Source organism: Ideonella sp. A 288 (assembly GCF_002198735.1).
Taxonomy (GTDB): Bacteria; Pseudomonadota; Gammaproteobacteria; order Burkholderiales; family Burkholderiaceae_C; genus Pseudaquabacterium.
This window is the reverse complement of sequence record NZ_MWLO01000139.1, coordinates 38,250-61,351: the sequence shown is the minus strand read 5'-3', so window position 1 is coordinate 61,351 and position 23,102 is coordinate 38,250. Positions and strand designations below refer to the sequence as shown.

Below are 23,102 nucleotides of genomic sequence, written 5' to 3'. Positions count from 1 at the left end.
GGCCGGCCGCGCCCCCTGAATGAACACCGAGCTGTCCAGGCTGCTGCTGGCCGAAGCCCCTGGCGTGCTCATCGTCGTGTCGCGCCACGGCGACATCCTCGGCTGGAGCCAGGCGGCACAAGCCACCTTCGGCCACACCGACGCCGAGACCGTCGGGCGCCGGCTCGACGACGTGATCGGCGCGCCGGGCCAGTTCGAGCGCGAACCCGAGCCGCGCCGCAACCACTACGACGGCAGCCTGCTGCGCCACGAGGTGGTGCGCAGGCGCAAGGATGGCGCACTCATCTACGTCAACATGGCGTCGCGCGAAGTGCCCGGCCCGCACGATGGCGAACCGCGCATCGCGATCAGCCTGACCGAGGTGACGCACTTCAAGCTGTCGCGCGACGCGCGGCTGATCGAGTCGCGCTACGGTGAACTGCTCGAGCCCACGCCCGATGCCGTGGTCATCGTCAACCACACCGGCCGCATCGTGCTGGTGAACGGCCAGACGGAGGCGTTGTTCGGCTACGGCCGCGACGAACTGCTGGCCGAGCAGGTGGAAATGCTGCTGCCGGGCGCCTTGCGCCAGCGTCACGTCGAGCATCGCCTGAAGTACGTGTCCAAGCCGCACATCCGGGCCATGGCCAACGGCCTCGAACTGCACGGCCGGCACCGCGACGGGCGCGAGTTCCCGGTCGAGATCAGCCTGTGTCCGCTGCAGACCGAGGTCGGTCCGCTGGTGATGTCGGCCGTGCGCGACATCACCGAACGGCGCCGCGCCGAAGAGAAGTTCCGCAGCCTGCTCGAATCCGCCCCCGACGCGATGGTGATCGCCGACCCCGCCGGGCGCATCGTGCTCGTCAACGTGCAGACCGAGCGGCTGTTCGGCTATCCGCGGGACGAACTGCTGGGGCATCCGATCGAGATCCTGGTGCCCGAGCGCTTTCGGGGTCGCCACCCCGAGTATCGGGCCGGCTTCTTCGACGATCCCCGGGTGCGGCCGATGGGCGCGGGACGTGAACTGCTGGGCCGGCGCAAGGACGGCTCCGAGTTTCCGGTGGAGATCAGCCTGAGCCCGTTGCGCAACGAAGGCGGTACCCTGGTCAGCAGTTCGATCCGCGACATCACCGAGCGGCGCCGCGTCGAGCGCGCCCTGCACGACAAGAACATCGAACTCGAGCGCGCCAACCGCGCCAAGGACCATTTCCTGGCCACGATGAGCCACGAACTGCGCACGCCCCTGAACGCGATCATCGGATTCACCGGCGTGCTGCTGATGAAATTGCCCGGCCCGCTGACGCCCGAGCAAGAGCACCAGCTGGGCATGGTGCAGTCCAGCGGCAAGCACCTGCTGTCGCTCATCAATGACCTGCTCGACGTCGCAAAGATCGAGTCGGGCAAGGTGGACATGCAACTCGCGCCCTTGGCGCTGCAGCCGCTGCTCGACGAGGTGGCGTCCACGTTGCGACTGTCTGCCGAGTCCAAAGGCCTGGTGCTCGGACTCGAGGTGCCCTCCAGGGAAGTGACCGTGTGGTCCGATCGTCGCGCGGTGCAGCAGATCATGATCAACCTGGCCAACAACGCCATCAAGTTCACCGACCAGGGCCGGGTGACGCTGGTGCTCGAGGCCGATGGGAGCGGATCGTCGGGGGAGGTTCGCCTCTCGGTCATCGACACCGGCACCGGCATCCGCGCTGAAGACCAGGACCGGCTGTTCCAGGCCTTCTCGCAGATCGTTGCACCGGCCGGGCGGCCAAGGGTCGAAGGCACCGGCCTCGGGCTGTACCTGTGCAGCCGGCTGGCCGAACTGATGGGCGGCCGCATCGAGTTCGACAGCCGTTTCGGCGAAGGCAGCCGGTTCACGCTGGTGTTGCACCGGGAGCCCCGGCCATGACGCCCTGGACGCCCCGCAGGGCCGCCGTCGCGCGGTCCGGCCGAGCGTGGGCGGGGGCATGCCTGGCGCCATGAAGCCGTGCGTGCTGGTCATCGAGGACAACCTGGCCAACGCCGAGTTGGTGGTGTACCTGTTGAAATCATCCGGCTGCCGCGCACTGACCGCGTTCGACGGCGAATCCGGCGTGGCGATGGCCTGCGCCGAGCGGCCGGATCTGGTGTTGTGCGACCTTCAATTGCCCGGCATCGATGGCTTCGAGGTGGTGCGTCAGTTGCGCGAGGTGGACGCACTGCGGGGCGTGCCGCTGGTGGCGCTGACCGCATCTGCCATGACCGGCGACGACGACCGCATCCTCGGCCGCGGGTTCGACGGCTACATCTCCAAACCGATCGACCCGACGGGCTTCATCGCGCTGATCCGGCGCCACTTGCCCGATGGCGACCGGGTCGGCCAGACATCGGTACCGCCCGCGGTGCCGGCCGCCACCGTGCCTCGCCCGCGGCTGGCCACGGTGCTGGCGCTCGACGACACGCGGATCAACCTCGAGCTGAAACGCGGGTTGCTCGAACCGCATGGCTACGAGGTGCTGACGGCCACCACGATGGATGATGCCCTGGCGCTGGCGCGCGAACGCCTGCCTCAGCTCATCCTCTCCGACGTGGGCATGGCGCAAGGCGACGGCTTCGAGTTCATCACCGCGCTGAAGGCCGACCCGGCCCTGCGGCACATCCCGGTGCTGTTCCTGTCGTCCACCCACTGGGACACCGAGTCGCGCACGCGCGGCCTGGCCCTCGGTGCCGTGCGCTACGTTCGGCGGCCGATCGATTCGGACCTGCTGCTGCGCGAGATCCGGGCGGTGCTGGCGCCGTGAAGCGCCGGCCGCGTGTCGCCGGTGCCGCACCGGGGCCAAGCTCCCAGCATCGGACAACGCACCACCCAGGAAAAAGGCCACCCGAGGGTGGCCTTTGTCTGTGCACCCCGATCCGCGAACGTCCTGCGAACCGGGCGCCTGCTGGCGGAGAAGGAGTCTTCCGAGATTCAAATTCCGACAACAACTTACGGGAACCACGTTGCCGAAACCCCTTACCCACCCCATATAGAACAGACGCTTCCAAGACTGCAGTTGTGCCGCCCCTGCCCGTGGCTCTGATTGGTACGTCGGGGCCCCAGGACCAGCCGGGCTAAGGAAAACTGGCTAAGAGTCAGTGCGCCCGGTAGAGACTGACTGCAGCCGGTCAGGTTTTGCGGCCCAATGACAGCCGCCGTCGGAACCTGCCATTCGTCGTCTTGCGAGGCGACCGACCGCTGCACCCTCAGCAGCGGCCACTCAATAACGATGGCCCAGGCGAGGGGCCGAACGACTCCTACCCGCCAAGGCGATCGGCTCTTCGCGACCCAACGCAGTCCTTCGTGCAAGCCCAAAGCGGAACCATGTCCTCCGAGCAACGCTCAGCGACCTCGAGATGCCTGCCATGCCGGCAGGTGCCAATTCCACCTGACCGCAGCGGCGCGCAAACCAGTCGTCACCAAGGCAGCGACGGTGAGCGCGACCCAACCGGGCATGGCAACTGATTGCGCCGCAACCAACACCCATCCACCGGCAAAGGAACAAATCGCATAGGGCCGATGATCATTGAAGGCGCGCGGTATCTCGTTACAGACGACATCGCGCAACACCCCTCCGAACACAGCAGTCACCATGCCAAGAAGAACGGCGACGATTGTGGGCATTCCACCGTCAAGCGCTATTTGGGTACCACTCGCGGTGAAGAGACCCAGGCCGATCGCGTCAGGCCACTGCATCGCACGTTCTGTCGGTTCGAGATGGCGTGCCCGCATGAAGATCATCGCGGCAATGCACAAGGCCAGCAAAGCCCACAGCCAGCCGGCATGCTGGACCCAGAATAGGGGGCGACGGTCCAGGATCACGTCGCGAACCGTGCCGCCACCGAATGCGGCCAGGCCGCCGACCACGCAGATGCCGACTGCATCAAGCCGCTTTCGCGCTCCCTCGATGACGCCCGAGAGTGCAAAGGCGACGGTGGCAATGGCCTCAGCGACCACCTGAACCTGACTCAACACCCAGGGCGCGCTGCCTGCCATCGTGAAGTAACCTGAAATGCTGAAGTCCGGATCGTAGACCGCCTGTGCGCTGGCACAGACACGCGTCAGACACGCTCGACGACGATGGCGATGCCCTGACCGACGCCGATGCACATCGTGCACAGGGCATAGCGGCCGGAGATGCGGTGCAACTGATTGATCGCAGTCGTGACCAGACGCGCGCCGCTCATGCCCAGCGGATGACCGAGCGCAATCGCGCCGCCGTTGGGGTTGACGCGCGGGTCGTCGTCAGCCAGCCCCAGTTCGCGCAATACGGCGAGGCCTTGCGCCGCGAAGGCTTCGTTCAGCTCGATCACGTCCATCTGTTGAAGCGTCAGGCCGGTCAGCGCGAGCACCTTGCGCGTCGCGGGTGCCGGGCCGATACCCATGATGCGCGGCGCGACCCCAGCAGTGGCCATGCCGACGATGCGTGCCCGAGGGGTCAGGCCATGGCGGGAAGCGGCCTTGTCGCTCGCCAGCAGGAGCGCGCAGGCGCCGTCGTTGACGCCGCTGGCATTGCCGGCGGTCACCGTGCCATCAGGACGAACGATGCCCTTGAGCTTTGCCAGCACCTCCAACGATGTCTCGCGCGGATGTTCGTCGTGCGAGACCACGAGCGGGTCGCCCTTCTTCTGCGCGATCGTCACAGGCGTGATCTCCGCGTCGAAGAACCCGCACTCTTGTGCCGCGACCGCCTTGAGCTGCGAGGCCAGCGCCATGCGATCCTGCGCCGTCCGTTCAATGCGATAGTCCGTGGCGACGTTCTCAGCTGTCTCCGGCATCGAGTCGACGCCGTACTGCTCCTTCATCAGCCGGTTGACGAAGCGCCAGCCGATCGTGGTGTCGTAGACGGCGTTGCTGCGGCTGAAGGCCGAATCGGCCTTCGGCATCACGAAGGGCGCCCGGCTCATGCTCTCGACCCCGCCGGCGATCATCAATTCGGCTTCGCCGCTCCTGATCGCACGTGCGGCCGTACCAACCGCATCCATCCCTGAGCCGCACAGGCGGTTGATCGTCGCCCCGGGCACGTCCTCCGGCAGTCCGGCGAGCAGCGCGCTCATGCGAGCGACGTTGCGGTTGTCCTCGCCGGCCTGGTTGGCGCAGCCGTAGATCAGGTCGTCCACCGCCGCCCAGTCGACACCGGGGTTGCGCGCCATCAGCGACCGAATGGGTACGGCACCGACGACAGGGAACCGCCATAGCGCCCGATGGGCGTGCGGATGGCGTCACAGATGAAGGCGTGGGTCATGATGGTCCTTGGTCAGTTGATCGCCATGGCGACGACGATGGCCAGCACGTTGGTGAGGATCGGCGTCACCACAGCCAGCAGGTAGATCGCTTCGTAGGCCTGCTTGTGAGTCAGGCCTACGATGTCTTGAACGGTCTTTGGATCAGGCGGGGGCAGGAACCTCGAGCAGCCTCGACAGGTCGCCGCCGACGAAGCCGAAGCCCACGGCATCGCCCAGGCGCAGCATCTCGGCATCGAGCGAGGCGCGATTCTGCTGGCGCGCCCAGAACACCGGTCCGCCCTCCCAGCGCGGGAAGCCGTAGCCCTGCACCAGCACGACGTCGATGTCGCCGGCGCGCTGGGCCACACCTTCGGCGAGCAGCAGCGCCGCCTCGTTGACCATGGCCGCCAGGGCACGCCGGACGATCTCGTCAGCGGCCAGCGCGCGCCGCGTGATCCCGCGCTCGGCCGAGGCCTGCTCGATCACTGCGCGCACATCAGCATCTGTCGTGCGGACCTGCTTGCCGTTGTCGTACAGGTAGTAGCCACGGTCCGCCTTGCGACCCAGCCGCCCCTGTTCGCACAGGCGGTCGAGCACCGGGACGTAGCGCTCGCGGGGATCGCGCATCGCGGCGCGCGCCCGGCGCATGCGCCAGGCGATATCCAGTCCCGACAGATCGGCCACCGCGAACGGGCCCATCGCGAAGCCGAAGCCTTCGAGCGCGCGGTCCACGTCCTCTGGCCACGCGCCGTCCTCGAGCATGAACTCGCACTGCATGCGGTAGGCGTTGTAGATGCGGTTGCCGATAAAGCCGAAGCGATTGCCGCACAGCACCGGCATCTTGCGCAGCGCCTTGCCGAGCGCGTTGCCGGTGGCTAGCACATCGGGTGCCGTCTGCGCGCCGCGCACCACCTCCAGCAGCTTCATCACGTTCGCCGGGCTGAAGAAATGCAGGCCGAGCACGTCCTGCGGGCGGTTCGTCCCCTGCGCGATGGCATCGACGTCCAGATACGAGGTGTTGGTGGCCAGCACCGCCCCCGGGCGCGCATGCGTGTCGATGCGGCGGAAGACCTCCTGCTTGACCGCCAGATCCTCGAAAACCGCCTCGATCACGAGGTCCGCCTGGGCGAGCAAGGCCCAGTCGAGCGATGTCGACAAGCGCGCTTCAGTGGCCGACGCCTGCGTGGCCTCCAGCTTGCCGGCCGCGACACGCTGGCGGTAATGATCGGCGACGCGCTCGCGCCCGCGTTGCAGCGCCTCGGGGTCCTGCTCAAGCAGGATCACGGTGATGCCGGCGTCAAGCGCGGCGATGGCGATGCCGCTGCCCATGGTGCCCGCACCAATCACCGCGACGGTCTTCAACAGGCGCGGCTGCGCGTTCAGCTCACGCGGCAGGCGCGTGGCTTCGCGCTCGGCAAAGAACTGGTACCGCAAAGCCGCAGCCTCGGTGGAATCGCGCAGTTTGAGGAAGCACGCGCGCTCCTTCGCCAGGCCCTCGTCGAAGGGGAGGCGGGCCGCATCGCGCACCAGCTCGATCGCCGCCAGCACGGCAGGGCGCCGCTTGCCGGCCTTTGCGACGGCCTGGGCCGCCTGGTCGACGACCTGCTCGTCGGTCGGCGGGACGGCTTCGTCGCGGATGCGGCACTTGCGGCCGTCCAGACGGGTCGCCAGCGCGATCGCCTGGGTCTGCAGCTCGCTCTCCACGACGGCGTCGAGCAGGCGCAGCTTCAGGGCCTCATTTGCGGAGATGCGCTCGCCACGCCCGACCATCTCGATTCCGCGCACGAGGCCGACGCGGCGCGGCAGCCTCTGCGTGCCACCCGCACCTGGCACGACGCCCAGCGTCACCTCAGGCAGACCGAGGCTGGTGCCCTTCAGCGCGATGCGTGCATCGCAGGCCAGCGCGACTTCGAGGCCACCGCCGAGGGCCGAACCGTGCAGCGCGGCGACGACCGGCTTGGGACAGGCTTCGATCGCCGCCATCACCGCCGGCAGCGACGGTTCCAACGCCGGTTGCCCGAACTCGCGGATGTCTGCACCCGCAATGAAGGTGCTGCCGGCGCCGATCAGCACCGCCGCGGCGAGGTCGGGGCGGCGGCTGAGCTCGTCGACTGCCGAGACCAGGCCTGCACGCACGGTGTGCGACGTGGCGTTGATTGGCGGATGATCGATGGTGATCAGCAGGACCGGGCCGATCGCCTCTTGACGAACGACACTGCGAATGGAACTCATGAACCGCTTCCGATCTTGATCACCACCTTGCCGAACTGCTGACCAGACGCCAGGCGGTCGAGCGCAGCGTGCACCTCGTCCAGCGCGTATTCGCTGTCGATCACCGGCTTCAGGCCGCTGCGCTGCACGAGCGCGACCAGGTCGCGGAACTCACCGAGGTCGCCCATCGTCGAGCCAAGGATCTGCAGTTGCCGGATGAAGATGCGGCGGATGTCGGCCGGCGGCTGGTCGCCGGTCGTTGCGCCGCAGGTCACCAGGCGGCCGCCGCGCACCAGCGACTTCATCGCCGAGGTCCACACGGCGGCACCGACGTTCTCGATCACGACATCGGCGCCGCGGCCGTCGGTGGCGGCCATGACCTGCCGAACGACGTCGCCACGACCATCGATCGCGGCGTCGGCGCCGAGCGACAGCGCGCGTTCCAGCTTGGCCGGGTCCCGCGATGTGACGAGCACGCGTGCGCCGGCCAGCCTTGCCAGCTGCAACGCGGCCAGCGACACGCCGCCACCGATGCCGAAGATCAGCACCGTCTCCCACGGCTGGATGCGCGCCTTGCCGTGCAGCATGCCCCATGCGGTGATGTGGTTGACCCCGAGGGCGGCCGCCTCGCCGAAGCTCAGGCCTTCGGGAATCGCAAAGACGTTGCGCGCTGGCAGGCTGACGAACTCGGCGAAGGTGCCATCGCGGTGCTCGCCCAGCAGGCGCATCGACGTGCAGAGCGTGTCGCGGCCCCGCAGGCAGAACTCGCAGCGACCGCAGCCAATGCCGGGGTGAAGCACGACGCTCTGGCCGACACTCAGCGCCCGCTCGTCAGCATCGATCTCCTCGACTACGCCGGCGCCGTCGAGCCCCATGATCAAGGGCAGCGCGTGGGTGATGCCGGCCCCGCTGTCGCGCATGTAGAGGTCGACGCGGTTGACGGTCGCCGCGCGCAGGCGGACCAGCACATCGCCGGGCCGTCGTTCCGGTCGCGGACGTTCGCCAACGGCAACGACCTCGTTGCCGCCATGACCGGTGAGGTATGCCGCCTTCACAGGCTGCTCACAAGCTCGGGCACCGCAGCGAACAGATCGGCCTCCAGGCCGTAGTCCGCCACGCTGAAGATCGGCGCCTCGGCGTCCTTGTTGATCGCAACGATCACCTTGCTGTCCTTCATGCCGGCCAGGTGCTGGATCGCGCCGCTGATGCCGCAGGCGATGTACAGGCTCGGCGCGACGATCTTCCCGGTCTGGCCGACCTGCCAGTCGTTCGGGGCGTAGCCGGCGTCCACCGCGGCGCGGCTGGCGCCCAGCGCCGCGCCGAGCTTGTCGGCCAGCGGCGTCAGCACCTCGTTGAACTTGTCGCTGCTGCCCATCGCACGGCCGCCGCTGACGATGATCTTGGCCGCCGTCAGCTCGGGCCGGTCGCTCTTGGCGATCTCGCTGCTCATGAAGGCGGAGGTGCCGGCATCGGCAACCGCCGCCAGCGCCTCGACCTGGGCACTGCCGCCTGTGGCCGCCGCGGCGTCGAAGCCGGTCGTGCGCACGGTGATGACCTTGATCGCGTCGCTGCTCTGCACGGTGGCGATGGCGTTGCCGGCGTAGATCGGGCGCTCGAAGGTGTCGGCGCTGATGACCTTGGTGGCGTCGCTGATCTGGGCGACGTCGAGCAGCGCGGCCACACGCGGCGCCACGTTCTTGCCCGCCGCGGTGGCCGGGAAAAGCAGGTGGCTGTAGCCCTTGGCCTCATGTCGAACAAGAGCGACGACCTGCGCTGCCACGTTCTCGGCCAAACCGTGGTCGAGGCCGGGGGCGTCGGCATGCAGCACCTTCGAGACGCCGGTGATCTGAGCGGCGGCCTGCGCGGCGCCCGCCGCGTTGGTGCCGGCGATGAGCACGTGCACGTCGCCGCCACATGCCAGCGCAGCGGTGACGGTGTTGAGGGTGGCGCCCTTGATGAGGGCGTTGTCGTGTTCGGCAATGACGAGTGCGGCCATGGTCAGATCACCTTCGCTTCGGTCTTCAGCTTGTTCACCAGGGTCGACACGTCGGGCACCTTGATGCCGGCGCCGCGCTTGGGCGGCTCGCTGACCTTGAGGGTCTTGATGCGCGGCGTGACGTCCACGCCGAGATCTGTCGGCTTGACGATCTCGAGCGGCTTCTTCTTGGCCTTCATGATGTTGGGCAGCGTCACGTAGCGCGGCTCATTCAGGCGCAGGTCGGTGGTAACCACCGCCGGCATCGCCATCGACAACGTCTCCAGGCCGCCGTCGATCTCGCGCGTGACCTGGACCTTGCCGTCGGTCACCTCGACCTTGCTCGCGAAGGTGGCCTGCGGCAGGCCGGCCAGGGCGGCGAGCATCTGGCCGGTCTGGTTGCAGTCGTCGTCGATCGCCTGCTTGCCCAGGATGATCAGCCCGGGCTGCTCCTTGTCGACCAGCGCCTGGAGCAGCTTGGCCACGGCTAGCGGCTGCAGTTCTTCGCTTGTCTCGACGAGGATGGCGCGGTCGGCGCCGATGGCCATCGCGGTGCGCAGCGTCTCCTGGCATTGCGTCACGCCGCAGGAGACGGCGATGACCTCGGTGGCCACGCCCTTCTCCTTCAAGCGAACGGCCTCTTCGACGGCGATTTCGTCGAAGGGGTTCATGCTCATCTTGACGTTGGCGATGTCCACGCCAGTGCCGTCACTCTTGACGCGCACCTTGACGTTGTAGTCGACCACCCGCTTCACGGGCACGAGGATCTTCATGGGAGGGGTCCTTTCAGTTGGCTTCGACCGCTTCGCGCGCGACGCGCGGGGCCAGGCGGCGGGTCACGGAGGTGGTCATCACCGTCGCCTCGCCCTCGATGACGACGGTGTCGCCAACGCGGCAGGTGGTCGACAGTACCGCGCGCGCCTTGGCCTCGTCGATGCTCACCACGCTGACCGTGGCGTGCACCGTGTCGCCCGGCCGCACCGGCGCGCGGAACTTCAGCTGCTGGCCGAGGTACACCGTGCCCGGACCGGGCAGGCGGTTCGCGACGGCGGCGGAAATCACGCTCGCTGTCAAGAAGCCGTGCGCGATGCGCCCGCCGAAATCAGTGGTCTGCGCGAACTCCTCGTTGGTGTGCACGGCGTTGTTGTCGCCGGACACGCCGGCGAACAGCACGATGTCGGCTTCGGTGATCGTCTTCGAGTAGGTCGCGTGCATGCCGGGACGAAGGTCCTCGACGTCGTAGCCGCCCAGTTCGTTCATGGTCGTGTGCTCCTAGTCACATGCCGGCGTAGGTGGGGCCGCCGCCGCCTTCGGGCGCGACCCACACGATGTTCTGCGTCGGATCCTTGATGTCGCAGGTCTTGCAGTGCACGCAGTTCTGGGCGTTGATCTGCAGTCGCTCTTGGCCGTCAGCCCCCAAGACGAACTCGTAGACCCCGGCAGGGCAGTAGCGGCTTTCCGGGCCGGCGTAGCGGGCGAGGTTCACTGCGAGCGGCACCGACGCATCCTTCAGCGTCAGGTGCGCCGGCTGATCCTCGGCGTGGTTGGTGTTGCTGACGAACACCGAACTCAGGCGGTCGAAGCTGAGCGTGCCGTCGGGCTTGGGGTACTCGATGCGGGCGCACTCGTCGGCCGGCCGCAGGGCCAGATGGTCGGGCCGGCTGTTGTGCAGTGTCCAGGGCGGTGTGGTGACGCCCAGCTTCGGCAGCAGCCATTGCTCGACACCCGTCATCACTTGCCCGATGCGCGGGCCCTTCTTGAACCAGAGTTTGAAGTTGCGCTGCTGGTCGAGTTCCCGCTTCAGCCAGCTCGTTTCGAACGCCGCGGGGAACGCGCTCAACTCGTCGTGCGAGCGACCAGCCGCCAGCGCGGGCGCGATGGCTTCGGCGCACAACATGCCGCTCTTGATGGCTGCATGGCTGCCCTTGATGCGCGCGGCGTTCAGGAAGCCGGCATCGCAGCCCACCAGCGCGCCGCCGGGGAACACCAGCTTGGGAAGCGCCTGTGGCGTGCCGTTGTTGATGGCGCGCGCACCGTAGCCGATGCGTTTGCCGCTTTCGAGGTGGGCGCGGATCGCGGGTTGGGTCTTCCAGCGCTGGAATTCCTCGAACGGGCTCAGCCACGGGTTCGAGTAGTCCAAGCCGACCACGAGGCCGAGGGTGACCAGATTGCCCGACAGGTGGTAGAGAAAGCCGCCGCCGAAGCTCTCGTCGGTCATCGGCCAGCCGGCCGTGTGCACGACCAGGCCCGGCTGTGCCTTCGCCTGGTCGATCTCCCACAACTCCTTGAGCCCGAGCGCGAAGCTCTGCGGGTCCTTCCCCTCGGCGAGCTTGAACCGCTCGATCAGCTGGCGGCCGAGGTGGCCTCGTGCGCCTTCGGCGAACACGGTATAGCGGCCGAGCAGTTCCATGCCGAGCTGGAAGCTGGCCGTTGGCTCGCCGTCCTTGCCCAGTCCCTGATGACCCGTGGCCACACCCTTGACCCGGCCCTGTTCGTCGAAGAGCACTTCGGCTGCGGCAAAGCCGGGGAAGATCTCCACGCCGAGGCTCTCGGCCTGCTCGGCTAGCCACTTCACGACATGGCCCAATTGCACGATGTAGCAGCCGTCGTTGTGCAGGTTGCGCGGCACCAGCCAGTCCGGCACCCGGCGGCTGCCGAATTCGGACAGGAACAGCACGTCGTCGCCCGTCACCGGCTGCAGCAGAGGGGCGCCCAGCGACTTCCAATCCGGCAGCAGTTCCGTGAGGGCTCGCGGGTCCATCACCGCGCCGGAGAGGATGTGCGCGCCGGGCTCTGCTCCCTTCTCGAGCACCACCACCGACGCATCGGCGTGGAGCTGCTTCACGCGGATCGCGGTGGCCAGGCCCGCCGGGCCGCCGCCGACGATGACCACGTCGTAGTCCATCGCTTCGCGCGGGCCGAAGCGCTCTAGCAGTTCCACAGCATTCATGATGTCGTTGCGGGGCGTGCGTCGCGGATCGCCTGCACGGCTTCCGGATTGACCAGGGTGCTCAGGTCGCCCGCTTCTTCGCCGAGCCAGGCCGTGCGGACGACACGCCGCATCAGTTTCATGTTTCGGGTGCGGGGCAGGTCGGGCACGAAAACCACGTCGGCTGGCTTGAAGGCACCGCCGAGACCAGCAGTGACTGCGGACGACAGTGTCTTCACCGCCGTCTCGCGATCGGTCTCCGGACGTGCCACGCACAGGCACACCACGGCCGTGCCCTTGATGGGATCGGGCACGCCGATGGTGACGGCGTCCTCCAACAGCCCCGTGGCCATCAGCAGGGCCTCGATCTCGGCAGGCCCGGTGCGCTTGCCAGCGATCTTCAGCGTGTCGTCGGAGCGGCCGTGCACATACCACATGCCATCGGCATCGCGGCTGGCGAAGTCGCCATGCACCCAAAGGTCCGGCAGGCGCGACCAGTAGCTGTCCAGGTAGCGCGCGCGGTCGAACCACAGGCCGCGCGTCAGGCCGATGGTGGGCGTGCGCATCACCAGTTCGCCGGTCACGCCCACGGGCACCGATTCGCCGCTATTGGCATCCACCACGTCGGCGCCGGTGCCGGGCACGGGTCCCGCGAAGGCACAGGGCTTGAGCGGATGGATCACAGTGCCGGTCAGGATGCCGCCCATCTCGGTGCCACCCGAGAAGTTGAGCAGCGGCACGCGGCCTTTGCCGATGCGCTCGAAGGTCCAGCGCCAGGCCTCGAGCGTCCAGGGCTCGCCGGTGGAGATCATCACGCGCAGCGAGCTCAGGTCGCGATCGGCCAGCGTCGCGTCGGGCAACGACATCGACAGCCGCGCAATGGTCGGCGCCACACCCAGATAGGTGACGCGGTGACGCTCGACCAACCGCCAAAGGCGGTCCGGCTGCGGGTAGTTCGGCGCACCCTCGGCCAGCACCACTGTGGCACCGACGAGAAGGCCACCGAAGACGAGCATCGGCCCGACCAGCCAACCCATGTCGGACATCCACAGGAAGCGGTCACCGGCCTTCAGGTCCATGCAAATCGACAGGTCCAGCGCGGTCTTGATCGGGAAGCCGCAATGCGAGTGCACCACGCCCTTGGGCTTGCCGCTGGTGCCGGAAGTGAACATCAGCAGAAAGGGAGCGTCGGCCGCCATGGGCTCTGTCGCGACGTCGGCCACGTCAACCGGCACGTCGCTGGCGAGTTCGTCCCACCAGTGGTCGCGCCCGTAGACCCAGTCGTGCGGCGCCGCCAGATGGCGGAGCACCACGACATGACGCACGTTGGGGCACTGGACCAGCGCATGGTCGACGACCGTCTTTGCGCCCACCGCCTTTCCGCGCCGTAGCGATCCATCCACCGTGATGACGGCCACGGCGCGACCGTCTTTCAGACGCTGCGCGATGGCCTCGGCGCCGAAGCCCGAGAACATCGGCAGCACGATGGCGCCGATCTTCGCCACGGCCAGCATTGCGGCGGCGGCATGCGGCAGGTTGGGCAGATACATGCCCACCACGTCGCCGCGGCCGATGCCGAGCTTGCGCAGACCCCAGGCGAGCCGGCAGGTCTCGTGGTCTAGGTCGGCGAAGGTCCAGGTGGTCACAGTGCTGTCTTCACCCTCCCAGACCAGTGCCGCCTGGTCGTAGCGAGCGCTCGTGCGCCAGCGGTCAAGGCAGTTCGTCACCACGTTGGTCACGCCGCCCACGCACCAGCGTGCGAACGGGCGTCCCTGGTCGAGGTCCAGCACGCGCGCATACGGGCGCTCGAACCGGTAGTCCAGGAAGCGAATCAGCGCGTCGTGAAATTCTTCGGGGTCCTGGTTAGCGCGGTCGTTGAGCGCCTCGAAGCTGTCCACGCCCTGCGCCTGCATGAAGCGCGTCAGGTTGGCCTGCTGGACCATGGCGGCGTCCGGCCGCCAGACGATGCTGGATTCGGTGGTCGGATCGGCCTGCATGTCCGTCATGCCTTCAGTTGAACGCGGCGATGCCGGTAATCGCCCGGCCGAGGATCAGCGCATGCACATCATGCGTGCCCTCGTAGGTGTTGACCACTTCCAGGTTGACCAGGTGGCGAGCCACGCCGAACTCGTCGCTGATGCCATTGCCGCCGAGCATGTCGCGCGCGACCCGGGCAATGTCCAGCGCCTTGCCGCAGGAGTTGCGCTTCATGATGCTGGTGATCTCCACGGCCGCCGTGCCCTCGTCCTTCATCCGGCCCAGGCGCAGGCAGCCCTGCAAGCCGAGCGAGATCTCGGTCAGCATGTCGGCGAGCTTCTTCTGGATCAGCTGGTTCGCAGCGAGCGGGCGACCGAACTGCTTGCGGTCGAGCACGTACTGGCGGGCACGGGCATAGCAGTCTTCGGCGGCACCGAGCGCGCCCCAGGCGATGCCGTAGCGCGCGCTGTTCAGGCAGGTGAACGGACCCTTCAGGCCACGCACCTCGGGGAAGGCGTTCTCTTCAGGACAGAACACTTCGTCCATCACGATCTCGCCGGTGATGCTGGCGCGCAGGCCGACCTTGCCGTGGATCGCCGGGGCGCTCAGCCCCTTCGCACCCTTGTCGAGCACGAAGCCGCGAATCGCGCCTTCGTCGTCCTTGGCCCAGACGACGAACACGTCGGCGATCGGGCTGTTGCTGATCCACATCTTGCTGCCGGTCAGGCTGTAGCCGCCGGGCACCTTCTTGGCGCGGGTGATCATGCTGCCGGGGTCGGAGCCGTGGTTCGGCTCGGTCAGGCCGAAGCAGCCGATCCACTGGCCCGAGGCCAGCTTGGGCAGGTACTTCTGCTTCGTGGCTTCATTTCCGAACTCGTTGATCGGCACCATCACCAGCGATGACTGCACGCTCATCATCGAGCGGTAGCCGGAGTCCACGCGCTCGACCTCGCGGGCGATCAGGCCATACGCGACGTAGTTGAGGCCGGAGCCGCCGTAGGCCTCGGGAATGGTCGGCCCGAGCAGGCCCAGTTCACCCATCTCGCGGAAGATGGCCGGGTCGGTCTTCTCGTTGCGGAAGGCGTCCTGCACACGCGGCAGCAGCCGCTCCTGGCAGTAGGCGTGCGCTGCCTCGCGGATCGCGCGTTCGTCACCGGTGAGCTGGCCGTCCAGGGACAGCGGATCGTCCCAGGAGAAGGTGTTGCGGTTGGAAGCCATGGTTGTCTCCTAGTCCTGGTTCATCAGTTGGCGGCCGACGATGATTTGCTGGATCTGTGTGGTGCCTTCATAGAGGCGAAGCAGCCGGACGTCGCGGTAGAAGCGCTCGACCGGGTACTCGTTGATGTAGCCCGCGCCACCGTGCACCTGCACGCCCCGGTCGGCGACGCGACTGGCCATCTCGGTACAGAAGAGCTTGGCGCAGGACACGCGCATGGACACGTCCGGGTCCGACACGTGCGCCGGCTTGCGGTCGAAGCGTTCGGCCACCTCGCGCACCAGCGCCCAGCCGGCGAGCAGCTCGGCCTGGCTGTCGGCGAGCATGGCCTGGATCAGCTGGAACTCGCCGAGCTTCTTGCCGAACTGCTTGCGCTCGCGCGCATAGCGGGCCGACTCATCGAGCACGCGCTGCGCGATGCCGCAGGCCACGGCCGAGATGTTCAGCCGCCCGCGGTCGAGCACCTTCATCGCAGTCTTGAAGCCCTGGCCGGGCACGCCGCCGATGATGTTCGCCGCCGGCACGCGGACGTTCTCGAGGATCACGTCGCAGGTCATCGTGCCGCGCTGGCCCATCTTCTTGTCCTTCTTGCCGAGCTTGATACCGGGCAGGTCGGCAGGCACGATGAAGGCCGAGACGCCCGATGCGGCCGGGCCACCGGTACGCGCCATCAGCGTGAAGGCGCCAGCGCGCGGCGCATTGGTGATAAAGCGCTTGGTGCCGTTCAGAACGTAGTGGTCGCCATTGAGCTCGGCCCTGGTCTTGAGCGACGCCGCGTCGGAACCTGCATCGGGCTCGGTCAGCGCGAATGACATCACCAGGTCGCCACTGGCCACCCGCGGCAGGTAGTCGGCCTTCTGGTCCGGCGTGCCGTCCATCAGGATGCCTTGCGAGCCGATGCCGATGTTGGTGCCGAACACCGAGCGGAAGGCAGGCGCGGTCTGGCCCAACTCGAAGTTGACCTGCACCTCCTGGCTGACCGACAGGCCGATGCCGCCGAACTCTTCGGGCACCGTCAGGCCGAACAGCCCCATCTCCTTCATGGCCTCGACCAACTCGGCCGGCACTTCGTCGTGCTCTTCCAGATGGTTCTCGGCAGGGACCAACTGTTCGCGCACGAAGCGCTGCACGGTGGACAGCAGGATGTCGAACGATTCTTGGTCGAGAGCCATGGTGGCGGGTCCTTGGTTCGGAGCAGGCTTCGCTATCAGCAGTGCTCGAAGACGGGCTTGCGCTTTTCGAGGAAGGCCTTCATGCCCTCGTGGGCGTCGTCGCTGGCGAATCGGGCATGCAACTGGCGGCGTTCAAAGCCGATGCCTTCCGCCAGCGAACCCTCGTAGGCGCGGTTGACTGACTCCTTGATGGCCATCAGCGCCGGCAGCGAGAAGCCCGCGACTGTGGTGGCCAGGGCCAGGGCCTCGTCGTAAAGGCGTTCGACGGGCACGACACGCGAGACCAGCCCGTAGCGGTCGGCCTCCGCGGCGTCGAGCGTGCGCGCCGACAGGCACATGTCCATGGCCTTGGCCTTGCCCACCACGCGAGGCAGCCGCTGCGTGCCGCCGGCACCGGGCATCATCGCGAGCTTGATTTCCGGTAGCGCGAACTTGGCGTTGTCGGCAGCGACGACGATGTCGCAGGCCAGCGCCAGTTCACAGCCGCCGCCCATCGCAAAACCCGCCACCGCGGCGATCACCGGCTTGCGCACGCGGCGGATGGTTTCCCAGTTGCGGGTGATGAACTCGCTGCGGTAGACGTCCATGTACGTCCAGTCGGCCATGGCTGCGATGTCGGCGCCCGCCGCAAAGGCCTTGGCGCTGCCGGTAATAATGATCGCGCCGATGCCCTCGTCGGCGTCGAAGCCGAGCAGTGCCTGCCCCAGTGCGTCCATCAGGGCGTCATTGAGAGCATTGAGCTGCTGGGGCCGGTTCAGCGTGATGACGCCGACACGGCCGACCGTCTCGATCAGGATCGGGGATTCGGTCGTCATCACCGTGCTCACCGTCAGTCCGGCCGCGCCGTCACTCGACGACGATCTTGCGATCGCGGATCAGCGCGGACAGGGTCTTGCCTTCCTCTGCCAGCAGCTTCTTGAATTCGGCGGTTTCGAGCGTCACGGGTTCTGCGCCCAGGTCGCCGAAGCGCTGCTTGACCGCGGCGGTGGCCAATACTTTGGCGAGCTCGCGCGACAGGCGCGCAGTCACCTCGGCCGGCGTGTTGTTCGGCACCCAGAGGCCGAACCAGATGTCCAGGCCGGCGTTCTTGATGCCGAGGTCGGCGTAGGTGGGCACATCCGGGAAGAAGGGCGACTTCTTGTCGCTGGCGACCGCCAGCAGCTTGACCTTGCCGGACTTGATGTGGGGGAAGGCGATGCCCGGATCGAAGGCCAGGTCTGCCTGGCTGGCCATCACGTCCTGCAGCGCAGGAGCTGCCCCGCGGTAGGGCACGTGGGTGATGAAGGTGCCGGTACTCTGCTTGAACAACTCGCCAGCCAGTTGCGGCGGCGTGCCTGTTCCGGCCGAGGCGTAGGAGAGCTTGCCCGGGTTCGCCTTGGCCATGGCGATGAGCTGCTTCGTATCCTTGACCTCCAGGCCCGGTCGCGTGATGAGGTACATCTGCGTGCGTCCGATGCTCATCACCGGGGTGAGATCGCGCGACGGCAGGATCGGGGACTTGAACAGTGACGGATTAGCCGTCTCGACCGACGTCGGAGCCACGAACAGCGTGTAGCCGTCGGGCGCCGCCTTGATCACCTCGCCGGCGGCGATGTTGCCGCTGGCCCCGGGCTTGTTGTCGACGATCACGGTCTGGCCCAGCGCCTCGGTGAGGCCCTGCGCGACGACACGGGCCATCACGTCGGTGGTGCCGCCGGGGGCGAAGCCGACGACGATGCGCACGCTCTTCGTGGGCCAGGCGGCCTGAGCGAGCGCAGAGCCGCTGGCGCACATCAGCACTAGCGAGGCGACGGCAGCGAAAAACACGCGACGCAGGGGTTCGCCGGTGTGGTGGAAAGAGGTGTTCATGGATCTGTCTCCGCTTGCTTTGGGTGCGCTCAAATCAATCACAGGCTGCCGTCGCGCAACATCTCGCGCAGCCTGAACTTCTGGATCTTTCCGGATGGGGTGGCCGGCATCGCGTCGCGCACGATCAGGCGCTCGGGGATGTACTGCAGCGCGACCTTCTGCGACTTCAGGAACTCGACCATGCCGGTGAGGTCCAGCATCTGGCCCGCCTTGGGCACGACCACCGCGCAGGCGCGCTCGCCCAGGCGCTCATCTGCGTAGGCGACGATGGCCACCTGCGCCACAGCCGGATGCTTGTAGAGCAGCGCCTCGATCTCGAAGACCGGAATGTTCTCGCCCCCGCGGATGATCACGTCCTTGCTGCGGCCGCTGATGCGGATGTAGCCGTTGGCGTCCATCGTGGCCAGGTCGCCGGTGTCGAACCAGCCCTGCGTATCGGTGGCGTTGAGTTGCGGGCGGTTCAGGTAGCCGCCGAAGTTGGAACACGCTCGCACGAGCAGCTTGCCGACTTCGCCCGCAGGGATGGCCTGGCCATCCAAGTCGACGACCTTCACTTCCACGCCGGGCAGCGGGCAGCCGTCGGTGCTGCAGGCGAGCTGGTCGTCGTCGTCGAGCTTGATCAGCGTGACGGCGCCGTTCTCCGTCATGCCCCAGGCCGATACGATCTTGGTGCCGAGCACCTTGCGGGCCTGCTCGACCAGTGGGCCGGGGATCGGAGCGCCGGCGCAGAGGAAGGTCTTCAGGCTCGGCACTGTGGTGCCACTCTCCTGCACGTTCTTCGTCAGGTCGGTCAGGAACGGCGTCGAGGCCATCGTGAAGCTCACGCTCTCGGTGCGGATGAGCTCGATCGCCTTCTTCGGCTCCCACTGGTCCTGAAGCACCACGCTGGCGCGCAGCATGATGGGCATCATCAGGCCGTACATGAAGCCGGTCTGGTGCGCCATCGGCGACGCCATCAGGACGACGTCGTCTTGCCGCAGGGCCAGGCGCTCCGCGTAGGGCACGATGTTGGCCATCAGCGTGTTGGCCGAGTGCATCACGCCCTTGGGCTCGCCCGTGGTGCCCGAGGTGTAGATCAGCTGTGTAATGTCGTCCGGCCCCGGACGACTGCGGGTCAGGATGTCGCGAGCGTCGGGCTCGTTCTCCCAGGCCGGCTTCGTCAGCAGAGCATCAAAGTCATCGGCGCCGCCGCCGCCCACCACGACGATGCGTTGCAGGTGGGGCAGGCTGGGCTGCAGACCCCGTGCCATGGCTTCATGATCGAAGCCGCGGAACAACTTGGGTACCACCAGCACCTTGGCTTGCCCATGCTTGAGCATGAACGACAGCTCGCGCTCGCGGAAGATGTGCATCATCGGGTTGAGCACCGCACCGATGCGGGAGCAGGCCAGGTACAGCACGCTGAACTGCCACCAGTTCGGCAACTGCATCGCCACCACGTCGTTGCGGCCGACTCCCAGGCGCGCCAGGCCCACCGCCACCCGGTCGGCCAGGGCCGCGAGTTCGCTGTAGCTGAAACGGCGCACCTCACCCGAGTCGACGCGCACTGCTGTCAGCGCGAGCTTGTCGGGGCAGGCGGCGACACAGGCGTCCAGGTCGTCGTTGATGGTTCGGTCATGCCACCAGCCGCGGGCAATGCTGTCAGCGCGACGGGGTGGCAACAGAACGGGGTCGAACTCCATGGCTTGTCTCCGGGTTGTCTTGTTGTGGTCAGGCCGGCACGAATTTGCGTCCGGCGCGTGTGCGGGCAATGATGGTTTTCATAATCTGGGCCGTACCGTCACCGATCTGGAAGCCCAGCACGTCACGCAGGCGCTGTTCCATGAGCCCGCGGTCGTAGCCGCCGTGGCCGTAGCACAGCAGGCATTGGTGGATCACGTCGTAGGCGAGCTTCGGGCCCCACCACTTGGCCATGCCGGCTTCGGCGGAGTGCGGCAGGCCCTTGTCCTTGAGCCACAGGCCCTGCAGGCACACGAGGCGCGCTCCCTCGACCTCGGTGTCGAACTGCGCCAGCGGGTGTGTCACGCCCTGGAAGGCCGACAGTGGCTGGCCGAAGGCCTGGCGCTGGGTGATGTACTCCCAGGTCTCCTCCAGCGCCACGCGCGCCACCGCCAGGCACTGCAGGCCGATCAGCGAACGCGAGAAGTCGAAGCCGTGCATCACCTGCACGAAGCCCTTGTTCTCGTCGCCCAGCCGGTGGCTCACCGGCACACGCACGTTCTCGAAGAAGATCGAGCCGCGGCCGATAGCACGCTGGCCGTGGCAATCGAAACGGTTGGTGGTGAGGCCCGGGGTGTCCATGGGCACCAGCAGCGCGGTCACGCCGTGCGCCGCGGATTCCGGCGTTCCGGTGCGACCGAACACCACCGTGATGTCGGCCTGGTCTGCGGCGGAGATGGAGGTCTTTTCGCCGTTGATGACGTAGAAGTCCCCGTCGAGCTCGATACGCAGGCGCAGGTTGGCCGCATCCGAGCCGCCACGCGGTTCGGTCAGCGCGATGGCGCAGATCGCCTCGCCCTGCACGATCTTCTTCAGCCAGGGGCCGACGATGTCGGGGTTGCCGTACTTGGAGAGAATCTGGCTGTTCAGCGATGCCAGCAGGTTCAGGTACGAAAAGCTCAGGTCGGCGCGCGCGATCTCTTCGTGGATCACGCCCGCAGCCAGGCAGCCCATGCCCAGTCCCCCGAAGGACTCGGGCAGTTCGGGGCAGATGAACCCGAGTTCGCCCATCTCGCGCAGCAGCGAGCGGTCCAGCACGCGCGTACGGTCGCGCTCCTGGAATCCGGGCTTGACGCGTTCGTCGGCGAAGCGGCGCGCCGTCTCGGCCAGTGCCTGCAGGTCTTCGTCGATGTAGGGGTTCGGGTTCATCGCGGCGCTCCCCGGCTTACTTGGCGTACTTGCGGAAGTCGGGCTTGCGCTTGTCCTTCAGCGCGGCCACGCCTTCGCGCGACTCGTCGGTGTCGTAGTACAGCTTCAGCGCGTACATGCCCATGCCGGCGATGCCGCTCTGGTGCGCGGTGTCGCAGTTGAAGCTGCGCTTGGCGATGGCGATGGCCGTCGGGCTGCGTTCGCAGATCGTCTCGGCCCACTCCTGCACGGTGGCGTCGAGCTGCTCGTGGGGCACGCAGACGTTGGCCAGGCCCATGGCCACGGCCTCGGCTCCCGAGTAGCGCTTGTTCAGGTACCAGATCTCGCGCGCCTTCTTTTCGCCCACCACGCGGGCCAGGAAGGCGGTGCCGTAGCCAGGGTCCACCGAGCCCATCTTCGGACCGACCTGGCCGAAAATGGCCTTCTCGGAGCAGATGGTCAGGTCGCAGATCGTGCACAGCACGTTGCCGCCACCGATGGCGAAGCCCTGCACGCGGGCAATCACGGGCTTGGGCACGTCGCGGATGGCGGTGTGCAATTCTTCCATCGGCAGTCCGATGGTGCCGCGGCCGTCGTAGTTGCCGTCGTGGGCCGACTGGTCGCCGCCGGTGCAGAAGGCCTTCTCGCCAGCGCCGGCCAGCACGATGCAGCCGACGTTGCGGTCGTAGCCCGCCTTGTTCAGCGCCTTGATGATCTCGTCGCACGTGGTGCCCCGGAACGCGTTCATCTTGTCCGGGCGGTTGATGGTGATCCAGGCCACGCCGTTGCGGACCTCGTACAGGATGTCTTCGAAGTTCATGTCGGTATCTCCAGGTGGGGTGGCTTGGGTCAGCCGTTCATGGTCAAGCCGCCGGACACGCTCAGCACCTGTCCGGTGACGAAGGCAGCGTCGCTGCTGGCGAAGAAGAGGATGGCGCCCGGCAGGTCGTCGGGCTGACCGATGCGGCCGAGCGGGATGGAGCGCGTGAACGCCTCCATCAGCTTCTCGGGGTTGCCCGCGCCTTCCTTGTAGTCGGCGAAGAGCGCGGTGTCGGTCGGGCCGGGGCAGACGACGTTGACGGTGATGCCGTGGCGGGCATGCTCGCGGGCAATGGTCTTGGAAAACGCCACCAGGCCGCCCTTGCAAGCCGCGTAGACAGCCTCGCCCGACGAGCCGACGCGGGCCGCGTCCGAGGCGATGTTGACGATGCGACCCTTCTTGCGCGCGGCCATGCCCGGCAGCACGGCGTGGTGCATGTGCAGCGCGCCGGTCAGGTTGATCGCGATGAGCTTGTCCCACTGTGCGGGCTCGGTCTTGGTGAACGGCTTGAAGACGTCCCAGCCGGCGTTGTTGACCAGCACGTCGATCGGGCCAAGGTCCTTCTCGGCGGCGATGACGGCGGCATCGACGCTGGCGCGATCGGTGATGTCGCAGTGGAAGGCCTGTGCACGACCACCCTCGGCCCGGATGCCAGCGGCGACCTTCTCGGCCGCGTCCAGGTTCAGGTCGAACACGGCGACGGCCGCGCCTTCGCCGGCGAAGCGACGGCAAGTGGCGCCGCCGATGCCACCGCCGCCTCCAGTGACGATCACGGTGTGGTTGTCGAAGCGCTTGCTCATTGGGTCTCTCCGTTGCAAAAGTGGGTCGGTTAGCCGAAGATGTGGCGTATCGGCCTGAATAGATACGTCAATACATTGACGCAACTATAGGCCAGACCT

Annotated in this window: 18 protein-coding genes and 1 pseudogene; 2 read left to right on the top strand and 17 right to left on the bottom strand. The window is 67.3% G+C overall.

The window, feature by feature from the left end; all coding sequences use genetic code 11:
- Positions 1-19: 19 nt before the first annotated feature.
- The gene (locus EOINJALH_RS21465) at positions 20-1,876 is read left to right on the top strand and encodes a PAS domain S-box protein (RefSeq protein WP_088283923.1); all 1,857 of its coding nucleotides are present in this window, start codon (positions 20-22) and stop codon (positions 1,874-1,876) included.
- Positions 1,877-1,946: 70 nt separating this feature from the next.
- Positions 1,947-2,747, top strand: a complete 801-nt coding sequence (locus tag EOINJALH_RS21460) for a response regulator (protein WP_144290120.1) — start codon at positions 1,947-1,949, stop codon at positions 2,745-2,747.
- A 578-nt stretch (positions 2,748-3,325) separates the two neighbouring features.
- Here EOINJALH_RS21460 and EOINJALH_RS21455 read toward each other — a convergent pair.
- From EOINJALH_RS21455 to badH, 17 genes and pseudogenes are all read right to left on the bottom strand, one after another.
- Positions 3,326-3,979 carry a trimeric intracellular cation channel family protein gene (locus EOINJALH_RS21455; RefSeq protein ID WP_088283919.1) on the bottom strand — a complete coding sequence of 218 codons (654 nt, stop codon included), beginning with the start codon at positions 3,977-3,979 and terminating at the stop codon, positions 3,326-3,328.
- Positions 3,980-4,044: 65 nt separating this feature from the next.
- Positions 4,045-5,228: pseudogene (pcaF, locus tag EOINJALH_RS21450) on the bottom strand (3-oxoadipyl-CoA thiolase).
- A gap of 142 nt (positions 5,229-5,370) precedes the next feature.
- Entirely contained in the window at positions 5,371-7,440 is a 2,070-nt protein-coding gene (locus EOINJALH_RS21445; protein ID WP_088283917.1) for a 3-hydroxyacyl-CoA dehydrogenase NAD-binding domain-containing protein, read from the bottom strand.
- A complete protein-coding gene (locus EOINJALH_RS21440) occupies positions 7,437-8,474 on the bottom strand; it encodes a zinc-binding dehydrogenase (protein WP_088283915.1) in 1,038 nt (345 codons plus the stop codon). The genes EOINJALH_RS21445 and EOINJALH_RS21440 overlap by 4 nt, the downstream gene beginning before the upstream one ends.
- Positions 8,471-9,415, bottom strand: a complete 945-nt coding sequence (locus EOINJALH_RS21435; RefSeq protein ID WP_088283913.1) for an electron transfer flavoprotein subunit alpha/FixB family protein — start codon at positions 9,413-9,415, stop codon at positions 8,471-8,473. The genes EOINJALH_RS21440 and EOINJALH_RS21435 overlap by 4 nt, the downstream gene beginning before the upstream one ends.
- 2 nt (positions 9,416-9,417) lie before the next feature.
- The gene (locus EOINJALH_RS21430; protein WP_088283911.1) at positions 9,418-10,167 is read right to left on the bottom strand and encodes an electron transfer flavoprotein subunit beta/FixA family protein; all 750 of its coding nucleotides are present in this window, start codon (positions 10,165-10,167) and stop codon (positions 9,418-9,420) included.
- A gap of 13 nt (positions 10,168-10,180) precedes the next feature.
- The gene (locus EOINJALH_RS21425) at positions 10,181-10,654 is read right to left on the bottom strand and encodes a MaoC family dehydratase (protein ID WP_088283909.1); all 474 of its coding nucleotides are present in this window, start codon (positions 10,652-10,654) and stop codon (positions 10,181-10,183) included.
- Positions 10,655-10,670: 16 nt separating this feature from the next.
- A complete protein-coding gene (locus EOINJALH_RS21420; protein WP_088283907.1) occupies positions 10,671-12,344 on the bottom strand; it encodes an electron transfer flavoprotein-ubiquinone oxidoreductase in 1,674 nt (557 codons plus the stop codon).
- Positions 12,341-14,221 carry an AMP-binding protein gene (locus tag EOINJALH_RS21415; protein WP_234413972.1) on the bottom strand — a complete coding sequence of 627 codons (1,881 nt, stop codon included), beginning with the start codon at positions 14,219-14,221 and terminating at the stop codon, positions 12,341-12,343. The genes EOINJALH_RS21420 and EOINJALH_RS21415 overlap by 4 nt, the downstream gene beginning before the upstream one ends.
- Before the next feature lie 112 nt (positions 14,222-14,333).
- On the bottom strand, positions 14,334-15,518 hold the full coding sequence (locus EOINJALH_RS21410; protein WP_088283905.1) for an acyl-CoA dehydrogenase: 1,185 nt from the start codon (positions 15,516-15,518) through the stop codon (positions 14,334-14,336).
- A 9-nt stretch (positions 15,519-15,527) separates the two neighbouring features.
- On the bottom strand, positions 15,528-16,688 hold the full coding sequence (locus EOINJALH_RS21405; RefSeq protein WP_088283903.1) for an acyl-CoA dehydrogenase family protein: 1,161 nt from the start codon (positions 16,686-16,688) through the stop codon (positions 15,528-15,530).
- 35 nt (positions 16,689-16,723) lie between these two features.
- The gene (locus EOINJALH_RS21400) at positions 16,724-17,503 is read right to left on the bottom strand and encodes an enoyl-CoA hydratase (protein WP_088283901.1); all 780 of its coding nucleotides are present in this window, start codon (positions 17,501-17,503) and stop codon (positions 16,724-16,726) included.
- A 31-nt stretch (positions 17,504-17,534) separates the two neighbouring features.
- A complete protein-coding gene (locus EOINJALH_RS21395; protein ID WP_199873450.1) occupies positions 17,535-18,536 on the bottom strand; it encodes a tripartite tricarboxylate transporter substrate binding protein in 1,002 nt (333 codons plus the stop codon).
- A 38-nt stretch (positions 18,537-18,574) separates the two neighbouring features.
- Positions 18,575-20,218 carry a cyclohexanecarboxylate-CoA ligase gene (gene aliA, locus EOINJALH_RS21390; RefSeq protein ID WP_088283899.1) on the bottom strand — a complete coding sequence of 548 codons (1,644 nt, stop codon included), beginning with the start codon at positions 20,216-20,218 and terminating at the stop codon, positions 18,575-18,577.
- A 28-nt stretch (positions 20,219-20,246) separates the two neighbouring features.
- On the bottom strand, positions 20,247-21,404 hold the full coding sequence (aliB, locus tag EOINJALH_RS21385) for a cyclohexanecarboxyl-CoA dehydrogenase (RefSeq protein WP_088283897.1): 1,158 nt from the start codon (positions 21,402-21,404) through the stop codon (positions 20,247-20,249).
- A 16-nt stretch (positions 21,405-21,420) separates the two neighbouring features.
- Positions 21,421-22,203, bottom strand: a complete 783-nt coding sequence (gene badI, locus EOINJALH_RS21380; protein ID WP_088283895.1) for a 2-ketocyclohexanecarboxyl-CoA hydrolase — start codon at positions 22,201-22,203, stop codon at positions 21,421-21,423.
- Positions 22,204-22,232: 29 nt separating this feature from the next.
- The gene (gene badH / locus EOINJALH_RS21375) at positions 22,233-23,003 is read right to left on the bottom strand and encodes a 2-hydroxycyclohexanecarboxyl-CoA dehydrogenase (protein ID WP_088283892.1); all 771 of its coding nucleotides are present in this window, start codon (positions 23,001-23,003) and stop codon (positions 22,233-22,235) included.
- Positions 23,004-23,102: the final 99 nt, after the last annotated feature.

Bases quoted from the DNA above. Each gene is read 5' to 3' on its own strand.
- badI (WP_088283895.1), bottom strand. From the start codon at position 22,203: ATGAACTTCGAAGACATCCTGTACGAGGTCCGCAACGGCGTGGCCTGG.
- aliA (WP_088283899.1), bottom strand. From the start codon at position 20,218: ATGGAGTTCGACCCCGTTCTGTTGCCACCCCGTCGCGCTGACAGCATT.
- badH (WP_088283892.1), bottom strand. From the start codon at position 23,003: ATGAGCAAGCGCTTCGACAACCACACCGTGATCGTCACTGGAGGCGGC.
- EOINJALH_RS21405 (WP_088283903.1), bottom strand. From the start codon at position 16,688: ATGGCTCTCGACCAAGAATCGTTCGACATCCTGCTGTCCACCGTGCAG.
- EOINJALH_RS21460 (WP_144290120.1), top strand. From the start codon at position 1,947: ATGAAGCCGTGCGTGCTGGTCATCGAGGACAACCTGGCCAACGCCGAG.
- EOINJALH_RS21445 (WP_088283917.1), bottom strand. From the start codon at position 7,440: ATGAGTTCCATTCGCAGTGTCGTTCGTCAAGAGGCGATCGGCCCGGTC.
- EOINJALH_RS21395 (WP_199873450.1), bottom strand. From the start codon at position 18,536: ATGAACACCTCTTTCCACCACACCGGCGAACCCCTGCGTCGCGTGTTT.
- EOINJALH_RS21400 (WP_088283901.1), bottom strand. From the start codon at position 17,503: ATGACGACCGAATCCCCGATCCTGATCGAGACGGTCGGCCGTGTCGGC.
- aliB (WP_088283897.1), bottom strand. From the start codon at position 21,404: ATGAACCCGAACCCCTACATCGACGAAGACCTGCAGGCACTGGCCGAG.
- EOINJALH_RS21455 (WP_088283919.1), bottom strand. From the start codon at position 3,979: ATGGCAGGCAGCGCGCCCTGGGTGTTGAGTCAGGTTCAGGTGGTCGCT.
- EOINJALH_RS21465 (WP_088283923.1), top strand. From the start codon at position 20: ATGAACACCGAGCTGTCCAGGCTGCTGCTGGCCGAAGCCCCTGGCGTG.
- EOINJALH_RS21430 (WP_088283911.1), bottom strand. From the start codon at position 10,167: ATGAAGATCCTCGTGCCCGTGAAGCGGGTGGTCGACTACAACGTCAAG.
- EOINJALH_RS21435 (WP_088283913.1), bottom strand. From the start codon at position 9,415: ATGGCCGCACTCGTCATTGCCGAACACGACAACGCCCTCATCAAGGGC.
- EOINJALH_RS21425 (WP_088283909.1), bottom strand. From the start codon at position 10,654: ATGAACGAACTGGGCGGCTACGACGTCGAGGACCTTCGTCCCGGCATG.
- EOINJALH_RS21420 (WP_088283907.1), bottom strand. From the start codon at position 12,344: ATGAATGCTGTGGAACTGCTAGAGCGCTTCGGCCCGCGCGAAGCGATG.
- EOINJALH_RS21410 (WP_088283905.1), bottom strand. From the start codon at position 15,518: ATGGCTTCCAACCGCAACACCTTCTCCTGGGACGATCCGCTGTCCCTG.